Below are 18,760 nucleotides of genomic sequence, written 5' to 3' on the forward strand. Positions count from 1 at the left end.
CACAACCCGTTGCCATCGACTCCATACGCCCAGTACGGTTTCGCTGAGCCAGCGCGAACGCGCTGAACGTCGCCGCAGCGGCGTCGCCGAAAGAAGGGCACATCGATGTCAGACCCGAACACGCCGCCGGCCGACGGCCCCGCGTCTCCCCCACCGGCAGGCGCCCCGACGCCCCCGACCGGCCAGAACCCCGGTGGATACTCCGCCCCGCCTCCTCCGCAGCAGCCGTACGGGCAGCAGCCTCCCCCGCAGCAGCCCTACGGCCAGCAGCCGCAGCAGCCCTACGGCCAGCAGCCGTACGCGCAGGCACCCGCCGGCGCGCCGCTGCCGCCCGAGCAGGACAAGCAGTGGGCGTCCTTCGCGCACTTCGGCGGCATCATCGGCTTCCTGCCGGCGCTGATCATCTGGCTGGTCTTCAAGGACCGGGGGCCGCGCACGAACACCGAGGGCAAGGAAGCCCTCAACTGGCAGATCACGTTCACGATCGCGATCATCGTCGCCAACATCGCCGCGCTGGTGCTGGGCTGGATCCCGGTCATCGGATGGATCATCGGGCTCCTCCCCCTCGCCATCTGGGTCGTCAACATCGTGTTCTCGATCCTGGGAGGAGTGCGCGTGAACGCCGGCGGGAGCTATCGCTACCCCGTGACGCTCCGCCTCATCTCGTAATCGACGGCACGACGAGTTCCAGCTCGCCGACCGCCGATGGGCGCAGGACGATCTCTTCGTCCTGCGCCCATCGCATGAGCGCGGTGGTGTCCGTCGCGGCCGGCCGGGTCAGAGCCAGCCGGCGCACGAGCTCCCCCTTCGCGTGCTTGTTGAAGTGGTTGAGCGCACGGACCGCACCGTCGGGACCCTCCGAGACCACGCGGACGTACGCCTGCGCGATGCCGGTCGGCACCGGCCCCAAGGCCACATACGCTTCGGAACGCAGATCGAGCACGAAGGAGGGGGATGCCGCGGCGATCGCGGCACCCACGGCATCCGCCCACAGCGATCGCATCGAGGGCAGGCCGGGAACACGGATGCCCGCACCCAGACGGTAGGCGGGCAGCGGGTCGAGCGCCCCGACGATGCCGAACGGCGCGGAGTGGATGGCGACGTGGGAGGCCAGCCACTGTCGTGCGGAAGCGTCCAGTGACGGTGCGTCGAGGGCGTCGAACAGGACCCCGGTGTAGCGGTCGGCCGCAGGAAGGGTCGGAGAGCTCCGCAGCGCGGCGTTGACGGCGATCTCGGGCCGCTGTCGTTCGGAGAGTTTCAGCACGCGGGCCGCGGCGTGCTCGTCTGCACTCAGCGCGACGAGGGCGTCGATCACTCGCTCGCGCTCCGCGCTGAGGCCACCGAAGCGCACGGGGTCCGCCCGCCACGGCGGACCGTCGCCGCCCGAGCGCTTCGTCTCGGACGGCGGAAGCAGGATGAGCACGGCGCGACCTCCAGGGAAAAGCGCAGCGCCGCCCGGCGGACCGGGCGGCGCTGCGTGAAAGGGATGTCAGGACTGCAGGGCTGCGTTCCCGGCCACGATGGTGAGCTCGTCGTTCTCCATCGAGAGGAAGCCGTCCTCCGCGGTCGCGACGATCTTCTCGCCGTTGGACTGCGTGATGCGGACCTGTCCCTCGGCGAGGATGGCGAGCACCGGCTCGTGACCGGCCATGAAGCCGATCTCGCCCTCGACCGTCTTGGCGACGACGAGGCTCGCCTCGCCGTGCCAGACCTCCGCCTCAGCGGAGACGAGGGTGACGGTCAGCGCCATGTCAGCCGTTCTCCTTCTGGATCTGCGCCCACTTCTCTTCGACGTCGGAAATGCCACCGACGTTGAAGAAGGCCTGCTCGGCGACGTGGTCGAAGTCACCCTTGACGATCGCGTCGAACGACTCGATGGTCTCCTTGATCGGGACCGTGGAGCCCTCGACACCGGTGAACTTCTTGGCCATGTAGGTGTTCTGCGAGAGGAACTGCTGGATGCGACGTGCGCGCGACACGACGATCTTGTCCTCTTCGGAGAGCTCGTCGACACCGAGGATCGCGATGATCTCCTGCAGTTCCTTGTTCTTCTGCAGGATCTGCTTCACCGAGGTGGCCACGCGGTAGTGGTCCTCACCGATGTAGCGCGGGTCGAGAATGCGGCTCGTCGAGGTCAGCGGGTCGATCGCGGGGTACAGACCCTTCGATGCGATCTCACGCGAGAGCTCGGTGGTCGCGTCGAGGTGGGCGAACGTGGTCGCCGGAGCCGGGTCGGTGTAGTCGTCAGCGGGGACGTAGATCGCCTGCAGCGAGGTGATCGAGTGACCGCGGGTCGACGTGATCCGCTCCTGGAGCACACCCATCTCGTCGGCGAGGTTCGGCTGGTAACCGACGGCGGAGGGCATGCGGCCCAGCAGCGTGGAGACCTCGGAACCGGCCTGCGTGAAGCGGAAGATGTTGTCGATGAACAGGAGGACGTCCTGCTTCTGGACATCGCGGAAGTACTCCGCCATCGTCAGCGCCGACAGGGCGACGCGAAGACGCGTCCCCGGCGGCTCGTCCATCTGGCCGAACACGAGGGCCGTCTTGTCGAAGACACCCGCCTCTTCCATCTCACCGATGAGGTCGTTGCCCTCACGGGTGCGCTCACCGACACCGGCGAACACCGACACACCACCGTGGTCCTGCGCGACGCGCTGGATCATCTCCTGGATGAGGACGGTCTTGCCGACACCGGCACCACCGAACAGACCGATCTTTCCACCCTGGACGTAGGGGGTCAGGAGGTCGATGCTCTTGATACCGGTCTCGAACATCTCGGTCTTGGACTCGAGCTGGTCGAAGTTCGGCGCCTGGCGGTGGATGCCCCAGCGCTCGGTGACCTCGATGGTCTCGCCCGGAGCGGCGTTCAGGACGTCGCCCGTGACGTTGAAGACCTTGCCCTTGGTGACGTCGCCGACGGGGACCGTGATGGGGCCGCCGGTGTCGCGCACCTCCTGGCCGCGGACCATGCCGTCGGTGGGCTTCAGCGAGATGGCACGGACGAGGTCGTCGCCGAGGTGCTGCGCGACCTCGAGCGTGATCTCGGCCGACTCGCCGTCGATCGTGATGGTGGTCTTGAGGGCGTTGTAGACCTCGGGGATCGAGTCGTGCGGGAACTCGATGTCGACGACCGGGCCGGTGACGCGCGCGACGCGACCGACGACGGGGGTCTCCGTCTTCTCAGCGGTGAGGCTCATGGCTTCTCTTCTTTCGTGTGGTCTATTTGCCGGACGCGAGGGCGTCGGCGCCGCCGACGATCTCGGCGATCTGCTGCGTGATCTCCGCCTGACGCGCGTTGTTGCGCAGGCGGGTGTAGTCGGTGATGAGCTTGTCGGCGTTGTCGCTGGCGGACTTCATCGCCTTCTGCGTGGCGGCCTGCTTCGCGGCGGACGACTGCAGGAGCGCGTTGAACACGCGGCTCTGCACGTACACCGGGAGAAGCGCGTCGAGCACCGTCTCGGCATCCGGTTCGAATTCGTAGAGCGGGTAGACCTGGCTGGATGCCGTGTCCTCCGCCTCGACGACCTCGAGCGGCAGGAGACGAGTCGTCTCGGGCGTCTGCGTCATCATGCTGACGAAGCGGTTGTAGACGAGGTTGATCTCGTCGACGCCGCCCTCACCGCCGCCGAGTTCGTACGCGGCGATCAGCGCCGCCGCGATCTCCTCAGCCGTCGAGAACGCCGGGGTGTCGGTGTCACCGATCCACTCCCCCGCCGTCGCGATGCGACGGAACTGGAAGAAGCCGACGGGCTTCCGACCCACGAGGTAGTAGACGGGTTCGACGCCCTGACTGCGCAGCAGCTCGCCGAGCTGCATCGCCTCGCGGATGACCTGCGAGTTGAACGCGCCGGCCAGGCCTCGGTCCGAGCCGAAGACGACGACGGCGGACCGTCGGATCTGCTCGCGCTCGGTGGTCAGCGGGTGCTGCACGTTCGAGTGCGTCGACACGGCGGAGACGGCACGCGTCACGGCCCGCGCGAAGGGGTTGGACGCGCGGACGCGTGCCATCGCCTTCTGGATGCGCGAAGCCGCGATGAGTTCCATCGCCTTCGTGATCTTCTTGGTCGTCTGAGCAGAAGAGATCTTCTGCTTGTAGACCCTGAGTTGTGCGCCCATTGGTTATGAGTCTCCCGTCGGCGTCAGCCGCGGCGGCCCTTGACGATCTTCTCCTGGTTCACGTCATCGACGTCCGCAGCAGCGACCTCTTCGTGACCCGGCGTGCCGAGTGCCTGACCCTTGCCGCCCTGGAACTCGAGGACGAAGGCGTCGACCGCCTTGTCGAGCTCACCGACGGTGTTGTCGTCGAGAACGTTCGACTCGCGCAGGGTGTCGAGGATCGACGTGTTGCGCTTGAGGTGGTCGAGCAGCTCGCGCTCGAAGCGGAGGACGTCCTCCACCTCGATCGTGTCGAGCTTGCCGTTGGTGCCGGCCCAGATCGAGACGACCTGCTCCTCGACGGGGTACGGCGAGTACTGCGGCTGCTTCAGGAGCTCCGTCAGGCGTGCACCACGGGCGAGCTGACGACGCGATGCGGCGTCGAGGTCGGACGCGAACATCGCGAAGGCCTCGAGCGAGCGGTACTGGGCGAGCTCGAGCTTGAGCGTTCCCGAGACCTTCTTGATCGACTTGACCTGTGCGTCGCCACCGACGCGCGAGACCGAGATACCCACGTCGACCGCGGGACGCTGGTTGGCGTTGAAGAGGTCGGACTGCAGGAAGATCTGGCCGTCGGTGATCGAGATCACGTTGGTCGGGATGTACGCCGAGACGTCGTTGGCCTTGGTCTCGATGATGGGAAGACCCGTCATCGAACCGGCGCCGAGCTCGTCGGACAGCTTCGCGCAACGCTCGAGCAGGCGCGAGTGCAGGTAGAAGACGTCACCGGGGTACGCCTCGCGGCCCGGCGGCCGGCGGAGGAGGAGCGACACGGCACGGTAGGCCTCGGCCTGCTTCGACAGGTCGTCGAAGATGATCAGGACGTGCTTGCCCTCGTACATCCAATGCTGGCCGATGGCCGAGCCGGTGTAGGGGGCGAGGTACTTGAAGCCGGCCGGGTCGGATGCCGGGGCTGCGACGATCGTCGTGTAGTCCATGGCGCCGGCGTCCTCGAGCGCGCCCTTCACCGAAGCGATGGTCGAGCCCTTCTGGCCGATCGCGACGTAGATGCAGCGGACCTGCTTCGTGACGTCGCCCGACTCCCAGTTGGCCTTCTGGTTGATGATCGTGTCGATCGCGATGGCCGTCTTACCGGTCTGGCGGTCGCCGATGATGAGCTGGCGCTGGCCGCGGCCGACGGGGATCATCGCGTCGATGGCCTTGATGCCGGTCTGCATGGGCTCGTGGACCGACTTGCGCTGCATGACGCCGGGCGCCTGCAGCTCGAGGGCGCGACGGCCGGTCGTGGCGATCTCGCCGAGACCGTCGATGGGGTTGCCGAGCGGGTCGACGACGCGGCCGAGGTAACCTTCGCCGACACCGACCGAGAGGACCTCGCCGGTGCGGGTGACCTTCTGGCCGGCTTCGATGCCGGAGAAGTCGCCGAGGACGACGACGCCGATCTCGTGCTCGTCGAGGTTCTGCGCGAGTCCCTCGACGCCGTTCTCGAAGCGCACGAGCTCGTTCGCCATCACGCCGGGCAGGCCCTCGACGTGGGCGATGCCGTCCGCGGCGTCGACGACGGTGCCGACCTCGGTCGCCGCTGCCCCGGTGGGCTCGTAGGCGGCGACGAAGTCTTTCAGCGCGTCACGGATGACGTCGGGGCTGATGGACAGTTCTGCCATGGTCTTCCTTCTTAGTGAGGTCTTGTGGCGGGCACCTGGCCTGCCGGGTCCGCTCCTCGGTGGAGCGGGAAGAATCAGCCCGCCAGACGCTGGCGGAGATCGCCCAGTCGGGACGAGACGGTGGCGTCGATCACGTCGTCGCCGATCTCGATGCGGACACCGCCGACGACCGCGGGGTCGACGACGACGTTCAGCGAGACCTCGGTGCCGTACCGGGCTGCGAGCGTGCTTCGCAGACGCGACGACTGCTCGTCGGTCAGGTCGGCTGCCGCGAAGACGGTGGCCACGGCCCGGCCGCGCTGGTCTGCGACGACGCGCAGCGCACGGCTGAGCATCGAGCGGACGCGGCGTTCCCGCGGAACCTGGACGAGCGAGGACACGACGATCGTCGTGGCTTCGGCCGCGCGCCCGTTCAGCAGGTTCTCGATGAGCGCGCCCTTGGCGGAAGCGTCACCGAGACGGCTGCCCAGCGCGAGCTCGAGTTCGGGGTTGGCGGCGATCGTGCGGGCCACGGAGAACAGCTCCGCCTCGAGGTCGACCTGCGGCTCGGCGATGGCGGCGGTGCGGATGCCGGCCTCCTCGACGCCCGAGATCAGGTCGTCCGCGGAGGACCATCGCTCGGCGGCAGCCGCGTCGAGGACCGACACGGACGCTGCCGAGTACCCGCCGAAGACGCGCGAAACGAGCGCGCGTCGAGCCTCGGCGGGCACCGACGCATCGGAGAGCGCGCCGCTCAGCTGCGACGAGCCGGCCAGGGTGCGCACCGCAGCGAAGAGCTCACGGGCGACACCCAGGTCGACGCCCGGCGCGGCCGTGAGGGCCGACGTCGTCGCCGCTAGGGCCTGAGTGGTCGCGCTACCCATTACTTGGCCGCCTTCTCGGAGGACTCGAGGTCGGCCAGGAAGCGGTCGACCACGGCCTTGGCCTTGGCGTCGTCGGAGAGCGTCTCGCCGATGACACCACCGGCGAGGTCGAGGGCAAGGGTGCCCACTTCGCTCCGCAGCGAGACGAGCGCCGTCTGGCGCTCGGCCTCGATCTGGTTGTGCGCGGCGGAGGTCAGACGCGCGGCCTCGGCCGATGCGTTGTCCTTCGCCTCGGCGACGATCTTCTTGCCGTCCTCGCGGGCCGACTCGCGGATCTCGCCGGCTTCCTTGCGAGCCTCGGCCAGCTGAGCCGTGTACTCCTCGAGCGCGGCTTCGGCCTTGCGCTGCGCCTCATCGGCCTTCGCGATGTTGCCCTCGATGGCAGCGGCGCGCTGGTCGAGCAGGTTCTGCATCTTCGGAAGGGCGACCTTCCAGAAGACGAAGAGGATGACGACGAAGCAGACCGCGGACCAGGCGATGTCGTAGATCGCCGGGAACAGCGGGTTGTACGACTCGCCTTCTTCGGCAGCAATGACAAGAGCGTTCAGCATCCTGTCTCCTTACAGTGCGATCGAAGCGAGATTACGGAGTGACGTTCGTGAAGATGAAGTACGTCGCGATGCCGATGAACGCGAGCGCTTCGGTGAAGGCGATACCGATGAACATCAGGACCTGGAGACGGCCGGCCAGCTCGGGCTGACGGGCGACGCCCTCGATCGTCTTCCCGACGACGATGCCCACGCCGATGGCGGGACCGATGGCGGCAAGACCGTAGCCGACGGTGGCGATGTTGCCGTGCAGGGCGGCGAGAACCGTAGTTGCGTCCACGGAGGTGTTTCCTTTCGGTTGGATGGCTCGGCGTGCGCCGGACCGCTTAGTGCTCTTCTGCCACCGCGAGCTGGATGTAGACCGCGGTGAGGATGGCGAAGACGTATGCCTGGAGGAAGGCGACGAAGATCTCGAACAGCGTGAACGCGAACCCGAAGGCGAGCGTTCCGGCTGCGAGCGCCGAGAACCAGCCGCCCAGGGTGAAGAGGAAGAACTGCGTCGCTGCGAAGAACAGGACCAGCATGAGGTGCCCGACGATCATGTTCATCAGCAGTCGCAGCGTCAGAGTGACGGGCCGGATGATGAACGTCGAGAGGAACTCGAGCGGGATGATCAGGATGTAGAGGAACCACGGCAGGCCGGGGGGCATGAGCGAGTTACGGAAGAAGTTCCCCGGGCTCGCCTTGAGGCCTGCGTAGATGAACGTCACGTAGGCGACCACTGCGAGGAGCAACGGGACCGCGACGATCGACGTTCCGGCGATGTTCAGCCCCGGGATGACTCCGGTGATGTTCATGAACAGCACCATGAAGAAGATCGTGGTGAGGATCGGCAGGAACCGGCGGCCGTCCTTCTTGCCGAGTAGGTCTTCGGCGATGTTGACGCGGACGAAGTCCAGGCCCATCTCCACGACGCTCTGGAAGCGACCTGGTACCACCGTCATACGGCGGGTACCGAGCCAGAAGATGAGAACGATGGCGATCGTCGACAGGAACTGGATCAGGTGGATCCGGTTGACCTCGAGGAAACCGATCTGGAAGATCGTCTCCGGGAAGAACTCCGAGATGGACGGCCCATGGAACTCGTCAGGGGCTTTTTCGGCGGCAGTAGCGATCAGGGTCGCAGCTTGAGTAAACAGCGCTGGCTCCAGCTTCGGGGCGTCGATCTAAGGATCGGGCGACGATGGTCGGTGAGCTGACTCCGCAGACGTTCCCGTCGGGGTTCAGGCGGGCTCGATAAGAAGCCTATCAGGCCTGCGGGCCGGTGGAGTCCCCCGGGCGGCGTTCGCCCTCCTCGACCTCGGCGGCGGTCGGCAGCGTCGCATCGCTGACCGTCGTCATCCGCATGCGCATCATGACGACCACGTCGACGATGAGCGACGCGACGATGCTCGCCACGAGGGCGACCAGGAACACCATGGGCGCGAGCCAGGGCTGATCCCGCAGCAGGAACATGACGATCAGGAAGACCACGAACTTCAGGATCCATCCGCCCATCACCGCGCCGAAGAAGATCGGCACGAACAGCGGGTCGCCGTAGAAGCGGTTGGCGATCAGGATCGAGACGATCGTGAAGGCGAGGAACACCGCGGCCATGAGGACGGCGACCAGCGCACTCCACAGCCCGGAGGTGCCGGCCACGATCAGGCCGACGACCCCGCCGACGACGGCGAGGACGAGGGTGACGATGCCCGACCAGACGAGCGCGGTGCGGAGCAGGGGCGTGGAGGAGAGGTCGCTCATGGGAGGGCCTTCGGCTCGGGCGCGACGATGCGGGGGCGGCGCGCAGGGGGCAGGGTGACGATGACACAGGCGATGCACCCGATGACGAGGAAGGCGACTCCCGGCCAGTACCGGCCGGGCCACCCCTTCGTCGTGCCGATATACATGAGGAGGACCGAGAGGGAGACGACAGCCGTCCAGGCATAGAACACGAAGACGGCGTTCCGGTCGGTGTGTCCCATGTCGAGCATGCGGTGGTGGAGGTGCTTACGGTCGGGAGAGAAGGGCGATTTGCCTTTGGCCATGCGCCGGACGACGGCGAGTCCGAAGTCGACAAGCGGGAGCAGGACGATCACGACCGGCAGGATCACGGGGATGAACGCGCCGAGGAGCTGCGACCTCCCGAAGAGGTCGTTGTCGCTCAGGAGGTTCGGCGGGAGGTTCCCCGTGACGACGATCGCGGAGGACGCCATCATCAGTCCGAGCAGGAGCGCACCGGCATCCCCCATGAACATGCGGGCGGGGTTCCAGTTGAACGGCAGGAAGCCCGCGCACATGCCGAGGAGCACGATCGCGATGAAGACCCCGGTGTTGCTCTGCTCGCTGTTGTCGAAGTCGCGCACGAGCATCGCCGAGTAGGCGAAGAAGACCGCGTTCGCGATGAGGCAGACGCCGGCGACGAGACCGTCGAGTCCGTCGATGAAGTTGACCGCGTTCATGACGATCACGATGAGGAGGATCGACAGGGCGATGCTCACCCAGCTGGACACGACGACCTGCTGTCCGAAGGGAAGGTAGAAGATCTGGATGCCGCCGAGGAAGACGACGATCCAGGCGGCGACGAACTGGGCGCCGAGCTTGATCATCCAGTCGAGGTCGAAGAGGTCGTCGGCGACCCCGACCACCACCATGAGCGCGGCCGCCCCGAGGAGGGACCACACCATCGACGGTTCCTGCCAGACGATCGCGAACGCCGGCAGCTGAGAGGAGAGGACGAAGAAGCCCAGCATCCCGATGAACATCGCGACGCCGCCGAGGCGCGGGGTGGGGTTCTTGTGGACGTCCCGTTCGCGGATCGCCGGGTGGAGCCCGAACTTCATCGCCACGCGCCAGACGACCCACGAGAAGACGAACGTGAGGCCGCCGGTGATGACGAACGCGAACAGGTAATCCCTCACGCGGCGTCGGATTCGTCGGGGTCGACCGGGTCGGGTTCGAGCAGGTCGCCCAGCACGTCGCGGAGCTCGGCGCGTGAGACGGCCCCCTCGCGCAGAACGGCGACCGGGCGCTGATCGCGACCGACGAGGCCGGTCGCATCGATGATCGTCGAGGCGACGCCGGTCGGGACGAGGCCGCCGTCGAGGTAGACAGACACGCTGTCACGGAGCATCGAGATCGCACCCTCGATCTCGATCGCCGCGGGCTTGCCCGTCAGGTTGGCGCTCGAGACGGCCAGCGGGCCGGTCTCCTCGAGGAGTTCGAGGGCGAACCTGTCGTCCGGCATGCGCACCGCGACGGTGCCCCGCGTCTCGCCGAGGTCCCAGCGCAGCGACGGTTGCGCGGGCAGCACGATGGTCAGCCCGCCGGGCCAGAATCGCTCGACGAGGCGCTCTACGGCCTCGGGCACCTCGGCGACGAGCGCGCGCATCGTGTCGGGGCCGGAGACGAGGACCGGCGGGGGCGACTGGCGTCCGCGCCCTTTCGCCGCGAGCAGACGTGCGACGGCCGAGGCGTTGAAGGCGTCGGCGGCGATGCCGTACACGGTGTCGGTCGGCATCACGATGAGTTCGCCGCGGCCGATGGCTTGGCGCGCCTGACGGAGAGCAGGCAGCAACTGGTCGGCGTCACGACAGTCGAGGACGGGAGACATATCCGCAGCATTCTACGAGGAGAGGGCCTCGCCGCGCCTGCGAAAGGGCGGGGCGGACCGTCGGACGGGTCAGGGGTCGATTCAGGGGCGGAGGGCGGTCGTCGCGCGATCGCGCCGGGTGAGGTCGGGGTGCGTGGCGGCGCCGCGCCAGCCGTCCGCGGTGAGGAGCTGACGGATGCCGGCGCCCTGCCACTCGCCGTGTTCGATGACGAGCGTCCCACCGGGGTGGAGCAGGCGCAGGGCGACGCCCGAGAGGACACGGACGACGTCGAGGCCGTCGGGCCCGCCGTACAGCGCAGCGGGCGGATCCCAATGGCGCACCTCGGGGTCGCGCGGGATGGCGTCGTCGGGAACGTAGGGCGGGTTGGAGACGACGACCGAAACCGTGCCGTCGAGTTCGGGGAACGCGTCGGCGAGGTCGATGAAGGCGAGACGCGCGTGCGGGGCGTGCTCGGCGAAGTTCTCCTTGGCCCAGATGAACGCGTCGACCGAGTTCTCGGCGGCGTGCACGCGCGCGTGCGGCACCTCCGTCGCGAGGGCGAGCGCGAGGGCGCCGCTCCCCGTCCCGAGGTCGACGGCTACCGGTTCCGGGCCTGGCGACTCGCGGAGCGCGTCGATGGCGAGCTGCGCGACCATCTCGGTCTCCGGCCGCGGGACGAACACTCCCGGCCCGACGCGGAGTTCGAGGTGCCGGAACGGCGCGCGGCCCGTCAGGTGCTGAAGAGGCTCGCGGGCGGCTCGGCGCGCGACGAGTTCGGCGAACCGTGTCGCCTCGGGGTCCGGCATCCGGTCCCCCCGCAGCATCGCGGCGGCGAGCTCACCGCGGCCGATCCCCAGGACATGAGCGGCGAGGAGCTCGGCGTCGACATCAGCCGAGGGGACACCGGCGTCGGCGAGCCGCTGACCGGCTGCCCGGACGAGGGGCGCGAGGTCGCTGCCCGCGGGCGCGGCGGAAGTCCGTGAGATTGCCATGGGAGCGTCCAGGATACCGCGCCCGGCATCGTCACACAGGGCCGCAGCCCGCGGCGGGACCGTAGGCTGAATCCGCATCGCGGGCACCTCAGCCGCGACCTACGTATTCCATCCGCACGGAAGGCATCCCATGACCGGCATCCACTCCGACATCACCAGCGCATTCGGCAACACTCCCCTGGTCCGACTGAACCGCGTATCGGAGGGCCTGCCCGGGACGATCCTCGCCAAGCTCGAGTTCTACAACCCGGCATCCTCGGTCAAGGACCGCCTCGGCATCGCCATCGTCGACGCCGCCGAAGCCTCGGGCGAGCTGAAGCCCGGCGGGACGATCGTCGAGGGCACGAGCGGCAACACGGGCATCGCTCTCGCGATGGTCGGCGCCGCGCGGGGCTACAAGGTCATCCTGACGATGCCGTCGTCCATGTCCACCGAGCGCCGCATGCTGCTGCGCGCCTACGGCGCCGAGCTCGTCCTGACCGACCCCTCACTCGGTATGAAGGGCGCCGTCGGCGAGGCGGAGCGCATCGCCGCGGAGACGCCCGGCGCCGTGCTCGCGAAGCAGTTCGCCAACCAGGCCAACGTCGAGATCCACCGGAAGACCACCGCCGAGGAGATCCTGCGCGACACCGACGGCGCCGTCGACTACTTCGTCGCGGGCATCGGCACCGGCGGCACCATCACGGGTGTCGGCCAGGTCCTCAAGGAGCGCGTGCCGTCCGCGAAGGTCGTCGCCGTCGAGCCCAAGGACTCGCCGCTGCTGACCGAGGGGAAGCCGGGACCCCACAAGATCCAGGGCATCGGCCCGAACTTCATCCCCCCGATCCTCGACCAGGGCGTCATCGACGAGGTCCAGGACGTGACTTTCGACGACGCCATCGAGACCGCCAAGAAGGTCGCGACCAGCGAAGGCATCCTCGTCGGCATCTCGTCCGGTGCGGCCGTCTGGGCGGCGCTGCAGGTCGCCGCGCGCCCCGAAGCCGAAGGCAAGAACATCGTGGTCATCATCCCCTCGTTCGGCGAGCGGTACCTGTCGACGGCGCTGTTCGAGGAGTTCCGCGACTGACCCGCACGCCGACACCCGAAAGGTCCGCCGTGCCCGGCATCGCCTCCTCCCTCGTCCGCGGCCTCGCCGCCGCCGCACGGTCGATCCGTGAGGACGTCGCCGCCGCGAAGCTGCGCGATCCCGCGGCGCGCGGCGGCGTCGAGATCGCTCTGCTGTACCCGGGGCTCCACGCCGTGTGGAGCCACCGGGTGGCGCACGCGCTGTGGCGCCGCGGCAGAAGGTTCCCCGCGCGGGCGATCTCTCAGGTGACCCGTTGGCTGACCGGCATCGAGATCCACCCGGGGGCACGCATCGGGCGCCGGTTCTTCATCGACCACGGCATGGGCGTCGTCATCGGCGAGACCGCCGAGGTCGGCGACGACGTCATGCTGTACCACGGGGTGACGCTGGGCGGCCGCACGCGGGACGGCGGCAAGCGGCATCCCACCCTCGAGGACGGCGTGGCCGTCGGCGCGGGTGCGAAGATCCTCGGCCCCGTCGTGATCGGTGCGCACTCCGTGATCGGAGCGAACGCCGTCGTGACGAAGGATGCCCCCGCGGACTCCGTCCTGGTGGGCGTCCCGGCTCGCGCGCGTCGGCGCACGGCGAGCGAGGACACCCGGGCGATCCTCATGGCGCCCGAGTATCACATCTGACCCGGATCAGGCCTCCGAGCCGACCGCAGCCAGCTGCGCCTCTTCGTCCGCGGCGATCGCGGAATCGATGAGGGGACCGAGCGCACCGTCCATCACCTGGTCGAGGTTGTAGGCCTTGTACCCGGTCCGGTGATCCGCGATGCGGTTCTCGGGGAAGTTGTAGGTGCGGATCCGTTCGGAGCGGTCCATGCCGCGGATCTGCGACTTGCGCGCGTCGGAGGCCGCGGCATCCCGCTCCTCCTGCTGCTTGGCGAGCAGGCGCGCGCGGAGGACGCGCATGCCGGCCTCGCGGTTCTGCAGCTGGCTCTTCTCGTTCTGCATCGAGACGACGATGCCGGTCGGCACGTGCGTGATGCGGACGGCGGAGTCCGTCGTGTTGACGGACTGACCGCCCGGTCCGGACGAGCGGAAGACGTCGATTTTGAGGTCGTTCGGATCGATCTGCACTTCTTCGGGCTCGTCGACCTCGGGGAAGACGAGAACGCCGGTCGTCGAGGTGTGGATGCGCCCCTGCGACTCGGTCGCGGGCACGCGCTGCACGCGGTGCACACCGCCCTCGTACTTCAGGTGAGCCCAGACGCCCTGCGCCGGGTCGCTCGAGGCGCCCTTGATCGCGATCTGGACGTCCTTGTACCCGCCGAGGTCCGATTCGTTGCGCTCGAGGAGCTCGGTCTTCCAGCCGCGGGATGCCGCGTACTGCAGGTACATGCGCAGCAGGTCGGCGGCGAACAGCGCCGACTCGGCCCCGCCCTCGCCTGCCTTGATCTCGAGGATCACGTCGCGCGCGTCGTCTGGGTCGCGCGGGATGAGGAGGCGTCGGAGCTTCTCCTGCGCATCGGCCAGACGCTGCTCGAGCGCCGGAACCTCCTCGGCGAAGGCGTCGTCCTCCTTCACGAGCTCCCGCGCCGCAGCGAGGTCGTCCTCCGCACCGCGCCACGCGTCATACGCGGCGACGATGCGCGAGAGCTCGGCGTACCGCCGGTTGACGCGCTTGGCGCGTGACGCGTCGGCGTGCACCGCGGGGTCGGAGAGTTCCTCCTGGACCGCGCGGTGCTCGTCGATCAGCGTCTGGACGGATTCGAACACGGCTCGAGGCTCAGCGGATGCTGTTCTCGTGCGCGTGGCCGCCGGCGGCGGGGGCCGGCATCGACTTCTGCATCTGCACGAGGAACTCGACGTTCGACGTCGTCTCCTTCAGCTTGCCGAGGACGACCTCGAGGGCCTGCTGCTGGTCGAGCCCGGCGAGGGCGCGACGCAGCTTCCACGTGATCTTGACCTCGTCGGCCGAGAGGAGCATCTCCTCGCGACGGGTGCTCGACGCGTTGACGTCGACGGCGGGGAAGATCCGCTTGTCGGCGAGCTGACGAGACAGGCGCAGCTCGCTGTTGCCGGTGCCCTTGAACTCCTCGAAGATGACGTCGTCCATCTTGGAGCCGGTCTCGACGAGCGCCGTGGCGAGGATCGTGAGCGATCCGCCGTTCTCGATGTTGCGCGCCGCGCCGAAGAAGCGCTTGGGCGGGTAGAGCGCCGAGGCGTCGACACCACCGGTGAGGACGCGCCCCGAGGTCGGCGCCGAGATGTTGTAGGCGCGGCCGAGACGGGTGATCGAGTCCAGCAGGACCACGACGTCGCGACCGAGCTCGACGAGGCGCTTGGCGCGCTCGATGGCGAGCTCGGCGACCGTCGTGTGGTCCTCGGCGGGGCGGTCGAACGTCGAGGCGATGACCTCGCCCTTGACCGTCCGCTGCATGTCGGTGACCTCTTCGGGACGCTCGTCGACGAGGACGACCATGAGGTGGACCTCGGGGTTGTTCGTCGCGATCGCGTTCGCGATCTGCTGCAGGACGATCGTCTTGCCGGCCTTGGGCGGCGCGACGATCAGGCCGCGCTGGCCCTTGCCGATGGGAGCGACGAGGTCGATGATGCGCTGCGTGAGCTTCTCGGGGGCCGTTTCGAGGCGCAGGCGCTCCTGCGGGTAGAGGGGCGTCAGCTTGCCGAACTCGACACGCGTCGCGGCATCGTCGACCGAGAGACCGTTGACGGCGTCGACCTTGACGAGCGCGTTGTACTTCTGGCGGCTCGACTGCTCGCCCTCGCGGGGCTGCTTGATCGCGCCGACGACCGCGTCGCCCTTGCGCAGGTTGTACTTCTTGACCTGACCGAGCGAGACGTAGACGTCGCTCTGCCCGGGGAGGTATCCGGTGGTGCGCACGAAGGCGTAGTTGTCGAGCACGTCGAGGATGCCGGCGATCGGGATGAGGACGTCGTCCTCGCCGATCTCGGTGTCGAACTCGTCACCGGCGCTCTGTCCGCGGCGCTTGTTGCGCTGGCGGCCGCGGCCCTGACCCTGCTCGTCGTCCGACGCGGACTCGGCGGCGGGCTTGTCGGCGGGGGCGTTCTGGGCGTTCTGGCCGCCCTGGTTGCCGTTCTGGCCGTTCTGCGCGTTCTCGCCCTTGTTGCGGTTGCGGCTCCGGCTGCGGCTGCGCGAACGGCTGCGTCCGGTCCCCTCGCTCGAGCCCTCGGAGTCGTCGCCGGATGCCGCGGCGTTCGCGTCGCTCGCTGCCGAAGCGTTCGCGTCGTCGGATGCCTGCTCGGCGGGCGCCTCGACTGCGGCCGGTGCGGAGCTGGTCCCGGTTGCCGGAGCGTCCGCGGGTGCGGCGTCAGCGGCGGTCTCGGTCGGCTCCGCGTCGGCGGCGGGCGCGGCCTCGGCGGCGGGGGTGTCGCCGCTCTTGGCGCGGCGCGGCGCACGCTTGCGCGGCGCCTTGGCCGGCTTCTCGTCGGCGGATGCCTCGTCGGTGACTGCCTCGGCTGCCGGTGCGGCATCCTCGGCGACGGGCTCTTCGGCGGCGGGCTCGGCAGCAGCAGCGGCCTTCTTCGCGGACGTCCGGCGGGCCGGACGCTTCGCCCGGACGGGCTCGGCGGCGGGTGCGGCGGCCTCGTCGGCGGACGACTCGGTCACCTCATCGGCGGCGGGCGCGGCCTCGTCGGCGGCGGGCGCCGCATCGACGACGGTCTCTGCAGCGGCATCCGTCGTCGCGTCCTGCGCGGCGGCCGTGGTGGTCTCGTCGGCAGCGGCGCCGCCGGTGGCGACGTCGTCGCCGGTCTGGATCTCGGAGATGGACTCCACGAGTTCTCCCTTTCAGATGTGGAAAGTCATAACCGCAGGTGGTTCCGTCCACGACGGATCCGATTCCTCAGCGGGGTGTACGCGCAGGCTCAGAGTTGCGCAGGCCCGTCAGGAGGGGTGAGCGGTGGTTCGCAGATTGCGGTGGAGGGCAGATTCACGTGATTACGTGGCATCCTCCGTATGGTCCCTCACTGTACCACCCCGCACATCGACGGCCAGCAGAAGAGGTTTCCATGGCGTGTCCGTCGACGTTGCGGCATACTCGACCGCCTCGAGACGGCGGCCCGGTCCGTCGGCGAGGACGAGGACGCTGGGTCCTGCACCCGAGACGACGGCGGCGAACCCGGCGGATCGCAGCCCTCGGACGAGGGCGTCGGTCGCCGGCATGGCCTGAGCGCGGTAGGACTGGTGGAGCTTGTCCTCGGTCGCCGCCATCAGCAGTTCGGGGCTCTGTGTCAGCGCTGCGATGAGCAGGGCCGATCGCGACACGTTGAAGACGGCGTCCTCGCGCGTGACGTGGAGCGGCGCGAGACCGCGAGCGACCGAGGTCGACATCGTGAACTCGGGGACGAAGACGAGCGGCGACACTCCGCGGTGGACGGCGAGCTTCTTGTGCTGCGGCGCAGACTCGTCCATCCACGCGATCGTGAGGCCGCCGAACAGCGCAGGCGCCACGTTGTCGGGGTGCCCCTCGATCTCGGTCGCCAGGCGCAGCAGCGTCTCCGGGCCGAGGGTGACGTCTCCCTCGAGCAGCCCCTGCGCCGCCAGCAGCCCCGCGACGACGGCGGCTCCGGACGATCCCATCCCCCGGCCGTGCGGGATGACGTTGTGCGCGCGCAGACGGATGCCGGGCATCGGCCGGCCGGCCGCCTCGAACGCATATGCCATCGAGCGGATCACGAGGTGCGAGGCATCCGTCGGTACGTCGACGGCCCCCTCCCCGGAGACCTCGATCTCGAGGCCGGGTTCGTCCAGCGCCGTCACGACGAGCTCGTCGTGGACGCTCAGGGCGAGACCGAGCGTGTCGAAGCCGGGGCCGAGGTTGGCGCTCGTCGCCGGGACGCGAACGGCGACGGAGCGCCCCGCGAGCGTCATCCCGCCACGCGGGTGAGGTCGAGCGCGGAGGCCACCTCGCTGGTCGCCGCGTCCACGACGAGCGGCTCGACCTGCGAGCCGTCGGGGTTGCGGAGCGCCCACTGCGGGTCCTTCAGGCCGTGGCCGGTGACCGTCAGCACGACCTTCGCGCCCTTCGGGATGACCCCGGCCTCGGCGCGGTCGAGCAGACCGGCCACGCTGATGGCCGACGCCGGCTCGACGAAGACGCCGACGGTGCCGGCGAGGAGCTTCTGCGCGGCGAGGATGCGCTCGTCGTCGATCGCGCCGAACCAGCCGTCGGTCGCCGCGCGGGCCTCGAGGGCGAGGTCCCACGAGGCGGGGTTGCCGATGCGGATGGCGGAGGCGATCGTCTCGGGGTTCTTGACGACCTCGCCGCGCACGAGCGGCGCGGAGCCCTCGGCCTGGAAGCCGAACATCCGGGGCACGCGCGTCGCGACGCCGCGCTCGGCCTCTTCGCGGTAGCCGCGCGAGTAGGCGGTGTAGTTGCCGGCGTTGCCGACGGGGATGAAGTGGAAGTCGGGAGCGTCGCCGAGCTGGCTGACGACCTCATAGGCCGCCGTCTTCTGACCCTCGATGCGGTCGGGGTTGACCGAGTTGACGAGGTGCACCTTGTAACCGCCGGCGAGCTCGCGGGCGATCTCGAGACAGTCGTCGAAGTTGCCGCGGATCTGGATGAGCTTGCCGCCATGGGCGACGGCCTGGCTGAGCTTGCCCATCGCGATCTTGCCCTCGGGGACGAGGACGGCCGCCGTGATGCCGGCGTGCGCCGCGTAGGCGGCGGCGGATGCCGAGGTGTTGCCGGTCGAGGCGCAGATGACGGCCTCGGCCCCGTGCTCGACGGCGCGGGACAGCGCGACGGTCATGCCGCGGTCCTTGAATGAGCCGGTCGGGTTCATGCCCTCGAACTTGATGTAGACATCGGCACCCGTGATGCGCGAGAGCGATGCCGCCGGGATGAGCGGGGTGCCGCCCTCCCCGAGCGTCACGACGGTCGAGGCGTCGGTGACGCCCAGTCGATCGGCGTACTCGCGGAGGACTCCGCGCCAGACGTGTGCCAT

General features: G+C 68.9%; 20 protein-coding genes. 3 read left to right on the forward strand and 17 right to left on the reverse strand.

The window, feature by feature from the left end:
- Positions 1-105: 105 nt before the first annotated feature.
- Positions 106-669, forward strand: coding sequence for a DUF4870 domain-containing protein (locus ABCU91_RS12835; RefSeq protein ID WP_413353986.1), 564 nt, complete (start codon positions 106-108; stop codon positions 667-669).
- On the opposite strand, the gene ABCU91_RS12840 is transcribed toward ABCU91_RS12835, so the two are convergent.
- The 13 genes from ABCU91_RS12840 to prmC all read right to left on the reverse strand — a co-directional run bounded on the left by ABCU91_RS12840 (position 659) and on the right by prmC (position 11,758).
- Positions 659-1,423, reverse strand: a complete 765-nt coding sequence (locus ABCU91_RS12840) for a YaaA family protein (protein WP_413353987.1) — start codon at positions 1,421-1,423, stop codon at positions 659-661. The genes ABCU91_RS12835 and ABCU91_RS12840 overlap by 11 nt on opposite strands.
- A gap of 66 nt (positions 1,424-1,489) precedes the next feature.
- Positions 1,490-1,750: a F0F1 ATP synthase subunit epsilon gene (locus tag ABCU91_RS12845; protein ID WP_018188622.1), complete on the reverse strand. Its 261-nt coding sequence runs from the start codon at positions 1,748-1,750 to the stop codon at positions 1,490-1,492.
- Between the two features lies 1 nt (position 1,751).
- A complete protein-coding gene (gene atpD / locus ABCU91_RS12850) occupies positions 1,752-3,200 on the reverse strand; it encodes a F0F1 ATP synthase subunit beta (RefSeq protein WP_406923704.1) in 1,449 nt (482 codons plus the stop codon).
- A gap of 22 nt (positions 3,201-3,222) precedes the next feature.
- Positions 3,223-4,119: a F0F1 ATP synthase subunit gamma gene (locus ABCU91_RS12855; RefSeq protein ID WP_406923703.1), complete on the reverse strand. Its 897-nt coding sequence runs from the start codon at positions 4,117-4,119 to the stop codon at positions 3,223-3,225.
- A gap of 23 nt (positions 4,120-4,142) precedes the next feature.
- Positions 4,143-5,783 carry a F0F1 ATP synthase subunit alpha gene (gene atpA / locus ABCU91_RS12860; RefSeq protein WP_406923702.1) on the reverse strand — a complete coding sequence of 547 codons (1,641 nt, stop codon included), beginning with the start codon at positions 5,781-5,783 and terminating at the stop codon, positions 4,143-4,145.
- Positions 5,784-5,857: 74 nt separating this feature from the next.
- Complete coding sequence (locus tag ABCU91_RS12865; RefSeq protein WP_413353988.1) at positions 5,858-6,646, reverse strand: F0F1 ATP synthase subunit delta; 789 nt, start codon at positions 6,644-6,646, stop codon at positions 5,858-5,860.
- Positions 6,646-7,197, reverse strand: a complete 552-nt coding sequence (locus ABCU91_RS12870) for a F0F1 ATP synthase subunit B (protein ID WP_413353989.1) — start codon at positions 7,195-7,197, stop codon at positions 6,646-6,648. The genes ABCU91_RS12865 and ABCU91_RS12870 overlap by 1 nt, the downstream gene beginning before the upstream one ends.
- A 31-nt stretch (positions 7,198-7,228) precedes the next feature.
- Positions 7,229-7,474, reverse strand: coding sequence for a F0F1 ATP synthase subunit C (atpE, locus tag ABCU91_RS12875; RefSeq protein WP_036312539.1), 246 nt, complete (start codon positions 7,472-7,474; stop codon positions 7,229-7,231).
- Positions 7,475-7,520: 46 nt separating this feature from the next.
- A complete protein-coding gene (atpB, locus tag ABCU91_RS12880; RefSeq protein WP_406924546.1) occupies positions 7,521-8,312 on the reverse strand; it encodes a F0F1 ATP synthase subunit A in 792 nt (263 codons plus the stop codon).
- A gap of 130 nt (positions 8,313-8,442) precedes the next feature.
- Positions 8,443-8,937, reverse strand: coding sequence for a hypothetical protein (locus tag ABCU91_RS12885; RefSeq protein ID WP_413353990.1), 495 nt, complete (start codon positions 8,935-8,937; stop codon positions 8,443-8,445).
- Positions 8,934-10,094, reverse strand: coding sequence for an MraY family glycosyltransferase (locus ABCU91_RS12890; protein WP_413353991.1), 1,161 nt, complete (start codon positions 10,092-10,094; stop codon positions 8,934-8,936). Before ABCU91_RS12890 ends, ABCU91_RS12885 begins: the two co-directional genes overlap by 4 nt.
- Positions 10,091-10,786 carry an L-threonylcarbamoyladenylate synthase gene (locus ABCU91_RS12895; protein WP_413353992.1) on the reverse strand — a complete coding sequence of 232 codons (696 nt, stop codon included), beginning with the start codon at positions 10,784-10,786 and terminating at the stop codon, positions 10,091-10,093. Before ABCU91_RS12895 ends, ABCU91_RS12890 begins: the two co-directional genes overlap by 4 nt.
- A gap of 81 nt (positions 10,787-10,867) precedes the next feature.
- On the reverse strand, positions 10,868-11,758 hold the full coding sequence (gene prmC, locus ABCU91_RS12900; protein ID WP_413353993.1) for a peptide chain release factor N(5)-glutamine methyltransferase: 891 nt from the start codon (positions 11,756-11,758) through the stop codon (positions 10,868-10,870).
- 130 nt (positions 11,759-11,888) lie between these two features.
- Here prmC and cysK point away from each other — a divergent pair, with 130 nt between their 5' ends.
- Together cysK and epsC are read left to right on the forward strand one after the other, a co-directional pair.
- Positions 11,889-12,824: a cysteine synthase A gene (gene cysK, locus ABCU91_RS12905; RefSeq protein WP_091355580.1), complete on the forward strand. Its 936-nt coding sequence runs from the start codon at positions 11,889-11,891 to the stop codon at positions 12,822-12,824.
- Positions 12,825-12,853: 29 nt separating this feature from the next.
- Positions 12,854-13,459, forward strand: coding sequence for a serine O-acetyltransferase EpsC (gene epsC, locus ABCU91_RS12910; RefSeq protein ID WP_133400096.1), 606 nt, complete (start codon positions 12,854-12,856; stop codon positions 13,457-13,459).
- Positions 13,460-13,465: 6 nt separating this feature from the next.
- Here epsC and prfA read toward each other — a convergent pair whose 3' ends face one another.
- The 4 genes from prfA to thrC form a co-directional block, all read right to left on the reverse strand.
- Positions 13,466-14,545, reverse strand: a complete 1,080-nt coding sequence (prfA, locus tag ABCU91_RS12915; protein WP_413353995.1) for a peptide chain release factor 1 — start codon at positions 14,543-14,545, stop codon at positions 13,466-13,468.
- A 10-nt stretch (positions 14,546-14,555) separates the two neighbouring features.
- A complete protein-coding gene (gene rho / locus ABCU91_RS12920) occupies positions 14,556-16,586 on the reverse strand; it encodes a transcription termination factor Rho (RefSeq protein WP_413353996.1) in 2,031 nt (676 codons plus the stop codon).
- Positions 16,587-16,748: 162 nt separating this feature from the next.
- Positions 16,749-17,681, reverse strand: coding sequence for a homoserine kinase (thrB, locus tag ABCU91_RS12925; RefSeq protein WP_406923694.1), 933 nt, complete (start codon positions 17,679-17,681; stop codon positions 16,749-16,751).
- Positions 17,678-18,760, reverse strand: a complete 1,083-nt coding sequence (gene thrC, locus ABCU91_RS12930; protein ID WP_406923693.1) for a threonine synthase — start codon at positions 18,758-18,760, stop codon at positions 17,678-17,680. Before thrC ends, thrB begins: the two co-directional genes overlap by 4 nt.

The organism is Microbacterium phoenicis (assembly GCF_047302325.1).
Classification (GTDB): domain Bacteria; phylum Actinomycetota; class Actinomycetes; order Actinomycetales; family Microbacteriaceae; genus Microbacterium.